The sequence below is a fragment of the Streptomyces sp. NPDC048416 genome, assembly GCF_043200435.1.
In the GTDB taxonomy this organism is placed as follows: domain Bacteria; phylum Actinomycetota; class Actinomycetes; order Streptomycetales; family Streptomycetaceae; genus Streptomyces.
Genome location: NZ_JBICXU010000007.1, coordinates 278,097 through 290,464, shown reverse-complemented (window position 1 = coordinate 290,464; position 12,368 = coordinate 278,097). Strand labels below are relative to the sequence as shown.

Sequence of the window (12,368 nt, the reverse complement as noted above, 5' to 3'; positions counted from 1 at the left end):
AACGTTGTCACATACGGGGAGACTTTCATCTTGACCTGCTGTTACCCGTCTCGCACCAGGAGATCCGACCTCGATGCACACCGACCTTGTCGCCGCGCTCGACATCGGCGGCACCAAAATCGCCGGAGCCCTCGTGGACGCCGACGGCCGGCTTCTTCTGCGGGCACAGCGGCCGACTCCCGCCCTTGAGGACGGCGACACGGTGATGCGCGCAGCAGAGGCGGTCCTCGCCGAACTGGCCGGATCCCCCCTGTGGGAGCGCGCGAGCGCCGTCGGCATCGGCAGCGCGGGGCCCGTGGACGCGTCGGCGGGCACGGTCAGCCCCGTCAACATCCCTGGCTGGCGTGGATTCCCGCTGGTCGAGCGGGTGCGGATGGTCACCGGCCTCGACGTCGAACTGGTCGGCGACGGCGTCGCGATGACCGCCGCCGAGCACTGGCTCGGCGCGGCCCGCGGCCACGACAACGCGCTCTGCATGGTCGTGTCGACCGGCGTCGGCGGCGGACTCGTGCTCGGCGGCGCACTGCACCCGGGCCCCACCGGCAACGCGGGCCACATCGGCCACATCAGCGTCGACCTCGACGGCGAAGCCTGCCCATGCGGGGCGCGTGGCTGTGTGGAGCGGATCGCCAGCGGCCCCAACATCGCGCGACGCGCCCTGGCCGACGGCTGGCGTCCGGGCCCCGACGGCGACACCTCGGCGGCCGCCGTCGCGGCGGCCGCACGGGCCGGGGACGCGGTCGCCGTCGCGTCGTTCGAGCGAGCCGCCCGGGCGCTGGCCGCAGGTATCGCCGCGACCGCGACGCTCGTCGAGATCGAGATCGCCGTCATCGGCGGGGGAGTGGCCGGCGCCGGAGACGTCCTCTTCACCCCCCTGCGCCGGGCCCTGCGGGACTACGCCACGCTCTCCTTCGTCCGGCGCCTCACCGTCGCCCCCGCTCTGATGGGCACGGACGCGGGACTGGTGGGAGCGGCCGCCGCCGCGACGTCGGCGCGCCGCGTGGGCGAGGCGGCTTTGCTCAAGTGACGTACGGAGCGCGTCAGTTGGCGGGCCGGCCGCTGTCGCCCTGACCCTCCCTGCACCGTCTTGCCGCTGCCGCGACGGCACTCGGCCGAGGGGTGACGCCGGGGCCGCCGCCGAAGGGCGAGGAGGGGGGGGCGGAGCTCCCGGCGGTGTCGCCGGACTCACCGGGTCGGCGCCGGTTACCGGACGTTATGCTTCAGCACGTCCATGGCAGTCCGGCGCCCCGGCGCGCGGCGTCCTCGACCGCACCGTGCGCGTGCGGACGCCTTCCGTCTGCCGTCCTTTCGACGGGCGCGGCGGCCCGGCCCCCTGACCCGGTGGCCCACGGCGCCGGCCGCCTCCGGTCCGTTCGCGTACGACGAAGAAGGCGGAACGCCGCGATGCCCACCGTGCACGTGATGACCGGACTTCCCGCATCCGGCAAGACCACCGCCGCCCGGGAGCTCGTCGAAGCATCCGGCGGTCAATGCCGACGGGTCAACCTCGACGACCTGCGCGCCATGTTCGACCGGGCGGGCGCCGGGCGGGAGCGGTCGCGCACCGCGGAACAGAGCGTCCTCGCCGTCCAGGACGCCGCGGTGCGCGAGACGATCGCGGCGGGATTCGACGTCGTCGTCGACAACACGCATCTGACGCCGCACGTCCCCGGGCGTCTCAAGGCCGCCGTGGCGGGCCGGGCGCGGTTCGTCGTGCACGACTTCACCGGTGTACCCGTGGAGGAGTGCCTGCGCCGCGACGCGGCCCGCGCCGACCCGGTCGGCGAGGCGGTCATCCGCCTCCTCGCGGACAAGCACGCCCAGGCCCTGCGGAGCGGCTGGCGGCTCACCGACGCCTGGCTGAACGACACGGTCGTCCTCACGGAGGCGGAGGCCCGCACTCCGGGGGAGGCCCGCACTCCGGGGGAGGCCGGAACTTCGGCGGAGGCCGGAACTTCGGCGGAGGCCCGCAATCCGGGGGAGGCCGGAACTCCGGGGGAGGCCGGAACTCCGGCGGAGGCCGGAACTCCGGCGGAGGCCCGCACTCCGGGGGAGACCCGAACTCCGGCGGAGTCCCACGATCCGGTGGAAGCCCAGGACCCGGGGGAAGCCGGAACTCCGGGGGAGGCCGGAACTCCGGCGGAGGGTCGAACTCCGGCGGAGGCCCAGGATCCGGGGGAGGCCCAGGATCCGGGGGAGGCCGGAACTCTGGGGGAGGCCCGCACTCCGGGGGAGACCCGAACTCTGGCGGAGTCCCACGATCCGGTGGAAGCCCAGGATCCGGGGGAGGCCCGGACTCCGGGGGAGACCCACGATCCGGCGGGGGCTCGAACTCCGGCGGAAGCCCACAATCCGGCCGAGGCCCACGATCCGACGGAGGACCGAACTCCGGACGAGGCCCGAACTCCGGACGGGGCCCGACCTCCGGACGGGGCTCTGCCGAGCGCCGTGATGTGCGACATCGACGGCACGCTCGCCCTCAACCTCGGCCGTAACCCGTACGACTTCACCCGGTGCGAACAGGACGGCCTCAACAGCCCCGTCCGCGACGCCCTCATCGGTTTCCGGCAGGCGCACGGGGACAAGGTGGTGCTGCTTTCCGGCCGGAGCGAGGAATTCCGCGCCAAGACGCAGGCCTGGCTCGCCGCACATGACGTGCCCTACGACGAACTGTGGATGCGGGCGGCCGGCGACGGGCGGCGCGACGACCTCGTGAAAGCCGATCTGTTCGACGCGCACGTCCGCCACCGGTTCACCGTGCGCGTCAGCCTCGACGACCGCGACCGGGTCGTCGCCCTGTGGCGCCGTAGAGGGCTGCCCACCTGGCAGGTCGCTTACGGCGACTTCTGAGCGTGCGGTACGCCCGGACCTGACGCTCGCGTCAGCCGACGCGTTCCGGCACGGGATGCGTGACGACGACGAGGAACGCGTCGCTCTCCAGGTCCATCACGACCTCCGCGGCCAGCCCCTCGTTCCTGCGGTCGTGCGCGAACGCCTCGGCGGGCCAGTGCCCGCGCGGATCGCCCGCGGGAAATCGTTCCAGTACCGTACGACGCATTTCGGCGCGCCTCCTTGCTGTCTCTTCAGGCACCCGCACAACGACGTCCGCGCCGTCGGCGTCACGGCCCCCCGTGGCCGGTGCTCATCCATCAGGACGCCGCGGCGGGCCCCTTGGTGGCACCCGGCAGGCAACAGCCCGGCCACAGTTGTGATGTGACCGAGGAGGCCCCGGGACCGGCGCGCGTTTCCGTGGCAGGGTGTTGCGGGCAGTCCACTGGGGGCTATGAAGAGGGGGAACCGTGATCGTCTGGGTCAACGGTGCGTTCGGCGCGGGCAAGACGAGCACCGCGCGCGAACTGATCGACCTGATCCCGAACAGCACGTTCTACGACCCCGAGGTGATGGGCGGGGCGCTGCGGCATCTGCTGCCGCAGAAACTCCTTGCGCAGGTGAGCGACTACCAGGACCTGCCGATCTGGCGGCGCCTGGTGGTGGACGGCGCCGCCGCGCTGCACGCCGAGGTCGGCGGCGTACTCGTGGTGCCGATGACACTGCTGAGACAGGAGTACCGGGATGAGATCTTCGGCGGGCTCGCTTCCCGCCGCATACCCGTACGGCATGTGGTGCTGATCCAGGAGGAAACGATCCTGCGGGCGCGGATCGAGGCCCGCGTGGAGTTCCCCGACGACCCCGAGGCCGACGGACAGAGGGTCCGCACCTGGGCGTACGAGCACATCGAGCCCTTCCGGCGCGCGCTCGGCTGGATCGCCGCCGACGCGCACGCCGTCGACAACAGCGCGCTCACCCCGCGCGAGACCGCCGAACGCATAGCCCACGCGGTCCGCTCCGGGGCGGCCCGCGTCTGCGACATCGTGCAGACCCCGGAGCCCAGCGCGGAGACGCTGGCCGCCGGGGTGCTCCTCTTCGACGAACAGGACCGGGTGCTCCTGGTCGACCCCACCTACAAACCCGGCTGGGAGTTCCCCGGCGGTGTCGTCGAACGCGGCGAGGCTCCCGCACGGGCGGGCGTGCGGGAAGTCGAGGAGGAGCTGGGCGTCCGGCTCGACCGGGTGCCGCGGCTGCTGGTGATCGACTGGGAGCCGCCGAGACCTCCCGGCTACGGCGGCCTGCGGCTTCTGTTCGACGGCGGCACGCTCGACGGCGCGCGGGCCGGCGAGGTGCTGCTGCCCGGCGCCGAACTGCGCGGCTGGCGCTTCGTCAGCGAGCAGGAGGCGGCGACACTGCTGCCGCCCGCCCGCTTCGAACGGCTGCGCTGGGCGCTCCGGGCGCGCGAACGCTCAACCGTGCTCAATCTGGAGGCCGGAGTCCCGGTCGGCTGAGGCCTTCATCACCGCCGCCGCGTTCTCGGTCAGCGGATCACCGTGCCCGAAGCAGACGGTGTCCGCGCCGAGTCCGGCAAGACGGCGGAACGAGGCCGACGCCTGCTCCCGGTCGGTGTTGAACACACCCACCATCACCCGGCCGACCCCGGCCACGCTGTCCCCGGTGAACAGCACGCCGTGGCGCGGCAGATGGACCGCCATCGAGCCGGCGGTGTGGCCGGGGGAGTGGACGACGACCGCTCCGTCACCAAAACCCAGCGCGTCGCCGTCGCCGACCTCGCGGACCACCCGCGTCGGCGGCGCCTGAGGCACCGTCAACGCATGCTCGTACAAAGGGAGTTCCCAGTCCAGGAGCACCGGCTCGGGCACCGGGACATCGCCCCGGATCACCGGCGCGTCGAGCCGGTGCGCGATCACCTCGGCGCCGCACCGGCCGGCGAGCTCGCCGGCCGCGCCGTAGTGGTCGCGATGGCCGTGCGTGATGACGATCCGCCTGATCGCGGCGGGGTCGAGCCCGAGCCCGCGGACCGCGTCCTCGATGGGCCCCGCCGCGTTCACGTCACCCGCGTCGACGAGGGTCAACCCGTCCTCGTCGCGCCACAGATACGCCTGGCCGATGGGGAAGCGGAACATGTGCAGTCGGGGAAGGACTTCTACGAGATCCATGCGGCGAACGTACGTCCCCGACGCCGGCCGTCGCATGGATCTTCGCTCTGGGCGATGTCCGCCGAGCGCGTAAGCCCGGCCGACATCCCCGTCGGCGTCAACTGCGCTTGGACTCCGCGTAGTTGAGCAGGAAGTGCGCCTCCGCCACCGAAAGGCGCTCAAGCTCCTGCGGCGACACGCTCTCGTTCACCGCGTGGATCTGCGCCTCGGGCTCGCTGAGACCGATCAGCAGGATCTCCGCCGCCGGGTACAGCGCCGCCAGGGTGTTGCACAGCGGGATCGAACCCCCCATGCCCGAGGACTGCATCTCCTCACCCGGGTAGGCCTCCGCCATCGCCCGGGCCATCGAGGTGTACGCCGGGCTCGTGATGTCCGCGCGGAACGGCTGGCCTTGGCCGACCTGCTCGAAGGAGACGCGGGCGTTCCACGGCACATGCTTCTCGATGTGGGCGCGCAACAGCTTGGTCGCCTCGGCCGCGTCCTGACCGGGCGGCACCCGCAGGCTGATCTGGGCCCGCGCGGTCGCCGGGATGGACGGCGTCGCACCGGCCACCGGGTGGCAGTCGATGCCGATGACCGTGACGGCCGGCCTGGCCCAGATACGGTCCGCGACGGTGCCGGTGCCGGGCAGCGACACACCCTCCAGGACCTTGGCGTCCTGACGGAACTCCGCCTCGGGGTACTGGAGACCGTCCCACGCGCTGTCCGCAGCAAGGCCCTCGATCACGGTCTGGCCGTGCTCGTCGCGCAGCGAGTCCAGTACGCGGATGAGCGCCGCCAGCGCGTCCGGGGCGGCGCCGCCGAACTGGCCCGAGTGCAGATTGCCCTCAAGCGTGTCGATCCCCAGCCGGATCATCGTCATGCCGCGCAGGGTCGCGGTCACCGTGGGCAGACCGACCCGGAAGTTGCCGGTGTCGCCGATCACGATCGCGTCGGCCGTCAGCAGCTCAGGGTGTGCCTCGGCGTACTGTTCGAGACCACCCGTGCCCTGCTCCTCGGAGCCCTCCACGATCACCTTGACCGACACGGGGACGCCGCCGTTGGCCTTGAGGGCGCGCAGCGCGAGCAGGTGCATGATGAACCCGCCCTTGCAGTCCGCCGCGCCCCGGCCGTACCAGCGGCCGTCGCGTTCGGTCAGCTCGAACGGCGGGGTCACCCAGGCGGACTCGTCCAGCTTCGGCTGCACGTCGTAGTGCGCGTACAGCAGGACCGTCGGCGCGCCCACCGGCCCGGGCAGCAGCCCGTACACGGACTGCGAACCGTCGGGGGTGTCGAGCAGCGCCACATCCTGGAAGCCCTCGGCGCGCAGCGCGTCGGCCACCCAGTTCGCGGCCGCCTCGCACTCGCTCCTGGGCGCCACCGCCTCGTCCGCCACCGACTGGAAAGCGACCAGCTCCGTCAGCTCCGTCTTGGCCCGGGGCATCAGCGAGGCGATGGTCTCGGCGATCGGATGTGCGGTCATGGGCACGCTCCTCGTGGGTGCGACGTTGTAGATACACAGACGTGGGTGCACGTGTGTAGGGCGAAGATATGGCCGATCTTCCCACAGCGGGCCAGGACAGGAAGGCGGGGACCGGGCCCCGTAGGATGCGGTCGTCAATACGGGAACTGGTCTGATGGGGAGCACAGGCACATCGTGAGCAGCGAGAACGCAGACACCGGGACGGACGGCCCCCTGGACGAGCACCAGGGCGAGCCCACCGCCGAGCCGGTGACGGAACCGGCCACAGGACCCGTCTGGGACGTCGTGGTGGTCGGCGCCGGGCCCGCGGGGGCATCGGCGGCTCACGCGGCGGCCGCGGCGGGGCGCACGGTGCTGCTCCTGGAGAAGGCCGAACTGCCCCGCTACAAGACCTGCGGCGGCGGCATCATCGGCCCCTCCCGCGACGCGCTGCCTACCGGCTTCGAACTGCCGCTCCAGGACCGGGTGCACGCGGTCACCTTCTCCCTGAACGGGAAGCTGACGCGCACCCGCAGGTCCAAGAAGATGCTGTTCGGTCTGATCAACCGGCCCGAGTTCGACGCGGGCCTGGTGGCGCTCGCCGAGAAGGAGGGCGCCGTGGTCCGCACCGGCGTGACCGTCTCGAAGGTCGAGCAGCACGGTTCGGCGGTTCCCGACCGGCGCACCGTCGCCGTCGTCCTGTCCGAAGGCGAGACCGTCCTCGCCCGCGCCGTCGTCGGCGCCGACGGCAGTGCGGGCCGCATAGGAGCACATGTCGGGGTGAAGACCGATCAGGTCGACCTCGGGCTTGAGGCCGAGATCCCGGTCCCGCCGAGCGTGGCCGAGGACTGGGCGGGGCGGGTGCTCATCGACTGGGGCCCCATGCCCGGCAGTTACGGCTGGGTCTTCCCCAAGGGCGACACGCTGACCGTCGGCGTGATCTCGGCCCGTGGCGAAGGCGCCGCCACCAAGCGTTACTTGGACGACTTCATCGCACGCCTCGGCCTCGCCGGCTTCGAACCGGCCATCTCCTCGGGCCACTTGACGCGCTGCCGCAGCGACGACTCGCCGCTGTCCCGCGGCCGGGTCCTGGTCTGCGGCGACGCGGCGGGTCTCCTGGAGCCGTGGACGCGGGAGGGCATCTCCTTCGCCCTGCGCTCGGGTCGCCTCGCCGGTGAATGGGCCGTGCGCATCGCCGAGTCGCAGGACGCCGTCGACGCGCGCCGCCAGGCGCTGAACTACGCGTTCGCCATCAAGGCCGGGCTCGGTGTCGAGATGGCGGTGGGCCGCCGCATGCTGACCCTTTTCGAGAAGCGCCCGCTGCTGCTGCACGCCGCGATCACCGGGTTCCGGCCCGCGTGGAAGGCGTTCGCGGACATCACCCGCGGCGCCACCACACTGGCCGGCCTGGTGCGTACGCACCCGATGGCCCGGCGCGCCCTGGATGCCGTCGACCGCTGAGGCGCGACGCGGGCGGCACCGGACACGCTCCGGTTCCGCCCTGGCTTCGGTTCGGCCCGGCTTCGGTTCGGCCCGGCTTCGGGGCGCCCCGCGTCGCCCGGCGGCACCGGACGCGGCTTCGGTTCGGCCCGGCTTCGGGACGCCCCGCGTCCCCGCGAGCCGCGGGGATCTGTTGGGGGCCACAGGCCCCGGCAGATCCCCGCGGGCGGTGTCACCGGGTGACGATGACGCGGAAGACGGGGTGGTCGGGGGCGATGCGGCGCAGTTCCGCGTCGCTGGAGTCGGGCCCCACGCCGTTGAAGAACACGCCGACCTCCGCCTTCCAGCGCTTGAGGTAGGCACGCAGCACGGCGGGCTTGTCGTCGTCGGTGACCTCGACCGCGGTGAACGCCTCGCTCTTCCTGCCCAGGTGCAGTTCGCCACCGCCCGCCGCCCGCATGTTGTGTGTCCACTGGACGTGCCCGCGCGGAGCCACCAGGTACTGCTCGCCGTCGAAGGTCAGCAGGTTGACGGGGGTGCGCCGCCACTCGCCGCTCTTGCGGCCGCGGACCGCGAGAACACGGGAACCCCACACGCTGATGCCGCGGCGGGCCACCCAGGCGACGGTCCTGTTGAGCACGTTGACCGTGAACCAGCCGGGCTTCTGGACATGCGTGGATGCGGACATCGGGTGTCTCCCCTGAGGCTGAGAGAGCGGTGCTCTCGTTCGTGAGCAGTGTGCACCGAAGTCGTGCTCCACGACAAGAGCACTGCTCTCATTAATGTTCGGCGCTCTCATTCGAGTGCGCCAGTCGCGTTCTTGGCCAGTGCTCTCCCGGCTGGCACACTGGGGCGCATGAGCACCGTCCAGGGAGCCCGCGCACGGGCACGTATCGAAGTCACCGCGGCCATCAAGGACGAGGCGAGAAAGCAGCTGGCGGCGGATGGTGCGACCAAGCTCTCGCTGCGTGCGGTCGCGCGTGAACTGGGCATGGTCTCATCGGCGCTCTACCGCTACTTCCCCAGCAGGGACGACCTGCTCACCGCTCTCATCGTCGACGCCTACGACGCCGTGGGCGACGCCGCCGAGCAGGCCCTCGCCCAGCGGCGCAGAACCACGTCGCCCGCGACCCGGTGGACCGCCGTCTGCCACGCGGTGCGCGCCTGGGCGCTCGCCCACCCGCACGAGTACGTTCTGATCTACGGGACGCCCGTACCCGGTTACACCGCCACCGAGGCGACGATCGGCCCCGCATCGCGCGTCGGGCTCGTCCTCCTCTCCATCGTCCGGGACGCGCACCAGAGCAAGGGCATCGCGCCGCCGCCGCTCGCCGCGCCGGTGCGCGCCGAAGCCGGTCGGATGGCCACCGACCTCGCGCCCGACCTGCCTCCGGCGGCGGCCGTGGCCCTGGTCGCCGCCTGGTCGCAGCTCTTCGGGCTGATCTCGTTCGAGGCGTTCGGCCAGTTCCACCGGGTCGTCGAGGACCGCGAGGCCTTCTTCACGCACGCCGCAGGAGAGCTCGCCCGCGCCGTCGGCCTCGTACTCCCCGCGTAGCCCGTGCGTCCCGCGTAGCTCGTGCTCCTGGTTTGGCGTGCGTCCCGCCTAGCTCATGCGTCGCACCTAGCTCATGCGTCGCGCCTAGCTCGTGCTCCCCGCCTCGGTCGTGCGTCCCGCCTAGCTCGTGCTCCCCGCTCAGCTCGTGCTCCACGCTCAGCTCCTGCTCCCGCTCAGCTCGTGCTCTTCGCGTAGCTCGTACTCCCCGCGTAGTACGGGTGATCACGTCGCACGGCTGACGCCCGGGGCGCCCGCCCGGGTCTAGCGTGGCCAATATGGAACAGCAGCAGCCACCGCGCGCGGACGCCCGTGGCCCGCTCCCGCGCCGGGCCCGGCGTGCGGGCGGGCAGCGCGAGTGGCAGCGGGGCTCCCGCCTCGGCGGTCCGTCGCCCCGGCGGGGGTCGCCGGGGCCGCCGCGCTGGGTGCGGGGGCCGGGCGGCGGGGAAGGCCACGGCGGCCGGCTTCCGTGGGTCTCGACGGCCGTGGTCACCGTGGTCGTGCTGGCCGGCTCCCACGTCGTCGGCCGCGCGCAACTCCAGCGCGCCCCGCTCGACGTCTACGGGCAGGTGCTGCTCGTCGCCTGTTGCGCGGCGCTGCTGCCGCGCCGGCGCCATCCCGTCGTCGCCGTCTTCGCCACCTCGGCCGCCGCCCTGCTCTACCTCGGCGCCGGATACCCCTACGGACCGGTGTTCCTGCCCGTCGCGATCGGCTGCTTCGCCGCGGTCACCGCAGGCTGCCGCCGCCAGGCGTGGGGCGCGATCGGCGTGCTGTGGCTGGGACACCTCCTGGTCGCGCACTGGCTCTACCCCTGGCTGCCTCCGGCAGACGACGCCGCGTCGCCCTGGGGGCAGGAACTGGGCATCGCCGCCTGGGCGGTGGCCGTCGTCGCGATCGCCGAAGTCGTGCGCGTACGCAGGGAGCAATGGGCCAAGGAGCGGGCCGCGCGGCTCGCCGCCGCCAAGCGGCGCGCGGACGAGGAGCGGCTGCGGATGGCCCGCGAACTGCACGACGTGCTCGCCCACAGCATCTCCGTGATCAACGTGCAGGCCGGGGTCGGTCTCGCGCTGCTCGATTCCGACCCGGAGCAGGCGCGTACCGCCCTGACCACCATCAAGTCCGCGAGCAAGGAGGCGCTGGGCGAGGTGCGCCAGGTCCTGGAGACACTGCGCGCGCCGGGGGAGGCCCCGCGTTCGCCCGCGCCGGGTCTCGACCGGCTGCCCGAACTCGTGGAGCAGGCACAGAGCGCGGGGCTCACCGTGGAGACCACGACGAGCGGGAAGCGGCGCAGGCTGCCGCCCGGCGCCGATCTGGCCGCCTTCCGGATCGTCCAGGAAGCGCTGACCAATGTCGTACGCCACTCCGCCGCGCGCACCGCTCACCTCGCGGTCGACTACGAAGCGGACGCCCTGGTGCTGCGCGTCGAGGACGCGGGGCCTTCGTCCGGCGGCGATGCGGGAGGCAGCGGCAACGGTCTGATCGGCATGCGCGAGCGGGCCGCCGCACTCGGTGGCACGATCGACGCGGGGCCGCGCCCGGACGGCGGCTTCCGCGTCAGCGCCCGGCTGCCGCTGTCCGTCGCTCGGGACACCCCGCTCTCGTCACCCCGTGACCCCGGCGCCCGGCGTGCCCCGGTCAACGACCTCGCCGCCCGGCGTGCCCCGGCCAACGACCCCGTCGCCCGGCATGCGCCGCCCGGCGACCCCGAGGAGACGACGTGATCCGCGTGCTGCTCGCCGACGACCAGCTCCTGGTACGGGCGGGGTTCCGGGCGCTGCTCGACGCCCAGGGCGACATCGAGGTGGTGGGGGAGGCCGCCGACGGCAAGCAGACCCTGGGCCTGGTGCGCGAACTGCGGCCTGACGTCGTCCTGATGGACATCCGGATGCCCCGGCTGGACGGTCTCGCCGCGACCCGCGGGATCACTACGGACGCGGACCTGGCCGAGGTGAAGGTGATCATGCTCACCACCTTCGAGCTCGACGAGTACGTCTTCGAGGCGATCCGCGCCGGCGCCTCGGGCTTCCTGGTGAAGGACACCGAGCCGGATGAGCTGCTGCGCGCGGTCCGTGCGGTGGTCGACGGCGACGCCCTGCTCTCGCCCGGGGTGACCCGGCGGCTGATCGCCGAGTTCGCCGCGCGCTCGAAGGAGCCGGCCGCGGCAGGCGCCCTGGGCGCGCTCACCGACCGGGAGCGGGAAGTGATGGCGCTGGTCGGCATCGGGCTGTCCAACGGGGAGATCGCCCGCAGGCTCGTCGTCAGCCCGCTGACCGCGAAGACCCACGTCAGCCGCGCGATGGTGAAGCTCGGCGCCCGGGACCGGGCCCAACTGGTCGTGCTGGCCTACGAGTCGGGGCTCGTACGCCCGGGCTGGCTGGGCTGACGCGGCACGCGGTCCGAGTCGTGCGGGAAGCGCCACAGGACGTGCACGGTCCGCCACACGAACACGATCAGGGCGCAGCCGCCGCCCAGGAGGAGCAGCACCCGCCGCAGTGGGTAGGGGAGTTCGAGGGCGTAGCCGGATCCGGCGATCGCGCCGAACACCACCGCGGCCGCGAACAGGGCGCTGGCCAGTGCGTATCCGATCTCGATGGTGATGGCGTCCCGCTCGGCCCGGCTCCGTGTCCCCATGGGCGAAGTTTCACAGCAGGGGCGACCGGGGAGCAACCGCCGGCCGGCGGCCCTCCGTTCCCGTGGCGGGATTCGGCTCGCCCCACAGCGCGCGTGCATGGGATGTAGGGCGCAATGCGTGCGTAACGACGGCGTCCGGCTCGGCTACCGTGTCGATACGCCGGTATGCCGATACGCCGGCTGACGAGCCCGAACTCCTCTGGTCGTGCAGGGGCGGCGGGACATTCTCGCGATGTGCGCGCACCCCCGCCACGCCGAGGTGCTGCCCCTTCAGCGCGGAATGCCCCCCGGATGC

At 72.7% G+C, this 12,368-nt stretch carries 12 protein-coding genes; 7 read left to right on the top strand and 5 right to left on the bottom strand.

The features are described 5' to 3' along the window. Positions 1-73: 73 nt before the first annotated feature. The gene (locus ACGFW5_RS12830) at positions 74-1,027 is read left to right on the top strand and encodes an ROK family protein (protein WP_393834215.1); all 954 of its coding nucleotides are present in this window, start codon (positions 74-76) and stop codon (positions 1,025-1,027) included. Between the two features lie 377 nt (positions 1,028-1,404). Beyond that, positions 1,405-2,850 (top strand): AAA family ATPase, encoded by a 1,446-nt coding sequence (locus ACGFW5_RS12825; RefSeq protein ID WP_393834214.1) that lies wholly within the window; start codon positions 1,405-1,407, stop codon positions 2,848-2,850. 31 nt (positions 2,851-2,881) lie between these two features. On the opposite strand, the gene ACGFW5_RS12820 is transcribed toward ACGFW5_RS12825, so the two are convergent. After that, positions 2,882-3,058: a hypothetical protein gene (locus ACGFW5_RS12820; RefSeq protein WP_393834213.1), complete on the bottom strand. Its 177-nt coding sequence runs from the start codon at positions 3,056-3,058 to the stop codon at positions 2,882-2,884. 241 nt (positions 3,059-3,299) lie between these two features. Between ACGFW5_RS12820 and ACGFW5_RS12815 the strand changes: the two genes are divergently transcribed. Then, positions 3,300-4,340, top strand: a complete 1,041-nt coding sequence (locus tag ACGFW5_RS12815) for an NUDIX domain-containing protein (protein ID WP_393834212.1) — start codon at positions 3,300-3,302, stop codon at positions 4,338-4,340. Here the strand turns inward: ACGFW5_RS12815 and ACGFW5_RS12810 are convergent. After that, entirely contained in the window at positions 4,299-5,009 is a 711-nt protein-coding gene (locus ACGFW5_RS12810; protein WP_393834211.1) for an MBL fold metallo-hydrolase, read from the bottom strand. The two genes, ACGFW5_RS12815 and ACGFW5_RS12810, sit on opposite strands and share 42 nt — an antisense overlap. Positions 5,010-5,106: 97 nt before the next feature. Continuing rightward, positions 5,107-6,471, bottom strand: a complete 1,365-nt coding sequence (locus ACGFW5_RS12805; protein ID WP_393834210.1) for a dipeptidase — start codon at positions 6,469-6,471, stop codon at positions 5,107-5,109. A gap of 174 nt (positions 6,472-6,645) precedes the next feature. On the opposite strand from ACGFW5_RS12805, the gene ACGFW5_RS12800 reads away from it, so the two are divergent. Then, complete coding sequence (locus tag ACGFW5_RS12800) at positions 6,646-7,911, top strand: geranylgeranyl reductase family protein (RefSeq protein ID WP_393834209.1); 1,266 nt, start codon at positions 6,646-6,648, stop codon at positions 7,909-7,911. A 211-nt stretch (positions 7,912-8,122) separates the two neighbouring features. On the opposite strand, the gene ACGFW5_RS12795 is transcribed toward ACGFW5_RS12800, so the two are convergent. After that, entirely contained in the window at positions 8,123-8,578 is a 456-nt protein-coding gene (locus tag ACGFW5_RS12795) for a nitroreductase family deazaflavin-dependent oxidoreductase (RefSeq protein WP_393834208.1), read from the bottom strand. A gap of 168 nt (positions 8,579-8,746) precedes the next feature. On the opposite strand from ACGFW5_RS12795, the gene ACGFW5_RS12790 reads away from it, so the two are divergent. From ACGFW5_RS12790 to ACGFW5_RS12780, 3 genes are all read left to right on the top strand, one after another. Then, positions 8,747-9,445: a TetR/AcrR family transcriptional regulator gene (locus tag ACGFW5_RS12790; protein WP_393834207.1), complete on the top strand. Its 699-nt coding sequence runs from the start codon at positions 8,747-8,749 to the stop codon at positions 9,443-9,445. A gap of 275 nt (positions 9,446-9,720) precedes the next feature. Beyond that, complete coding sequence (locus ACGFW5_RS12785; protein WP_393834206.1) at positions 9,721-11,163, top strand: sensor histidine kinase; 1,443 nt, start codon at positions 9,721-9,723, stop codon at positions 11,161-11,163. Then, positions 11,160-11,825 (top strand): response regulator, encoded by a 666-nt coding sequence (locus ACGFW5_RS12780; RefSeq protein WP_393834205.1) that lies wholly within the window; start codon positions 11,160-11,162, stop codon positions 11,823-11,825. Before ACGFW5_RS12785 ends, ACGFW5_RS12780 begins: the two co-directional genes overlap by 4 nt. On the opposite strand, the gene ACGFW5_RS12775 is transcribed toward ACGFW5_RS12780, so the two are convergent. Then, complete coding sequence (locus tag ACGFW5_RS12775) at positions 11,786-12,073, bottom strand: DUF6332 family protein (protein ID WP_393834204.1); 288 nt, start codon at positions 12,071-12,073, stop codon at positions 11,786-11,788. The two genes, ACGFW5_RS12780 and ACGFW5_RS12775, sit on opposite strands and share 40 nt — an antisense overlap. Between the last annotated feature and the right edge of the window lie 295 nt (positions 12,074-12,368).

Excerpts from the sequence above, each read along its gene's own strand:
- ACGFW5_RS12820 (WP_393834213.1), bottom strand. The coding sequence starts at position 3,058 with ATGCGTCGTACGGTACTGGAACGATTTCCCGCGGGCGATCCGCGCGGG.
- ACGFW5_RS12795 (WP_393834208.1), bottom strand. The coding sequence starts at position 8,578 with ATGTCCGCATCCACGCATGTCCAGAAGCCCGGCTGGTTCACGGTCAAC.
- ACGFW5_RS12805 (WP_393834210.1), bottom strand. The coding sequence starts at position 6,471 with ATGACCGCACATCCGATCGCCGAGACCATCGCCTCGCTGATGCCCCGG.
- ACGFW5_RS12785 (WP_393834206.1), top strand. The coding sequence starts at position 9,721 with ATGGAACAGCAGCAGCCACCGCGCGCGGACGCCCGTGGCCCGCTCCCG.
- ACGFW5_RS12830 (WP_393834215.1), top strand. The coding sequence starts at position 74 with ATGCACACCGACCTTGTCGCCGCGCTCGACATCGGCGGCACCAAAATC.
- ACGFW5_RS12775 (WP_393834204.1), bottom strand. The coding sequence starts at position 12,073 with ATGGGGACACGGAGCCGGGCCGAGCGGGACGCCATCACCATCGAGATC.
- ACGFW5_RS12825 (WP_393834214.1), top strand. The coding sequence starts at position 1,405 with ATGCCCACCGTGCACGTGATGACCGGACTTCCCGCATCCGGCAAGACC.
- ACGFW5_RS12810 (WP_393834211.1), bottom strand. The coding sequence starts at position 5,009 with ATGGATCTCGTAGAAGTCCTTCCCCGACTGCACATGTTCCGCTTCCCC.
- ACGFW5_RS12790 (WP_393834207.1), top strand. The coding sequence starts at position 8,747 with ATGAGCACCGTCCAGGGAGCCCGCGCACGGGCACGTATCGAAGTCACC.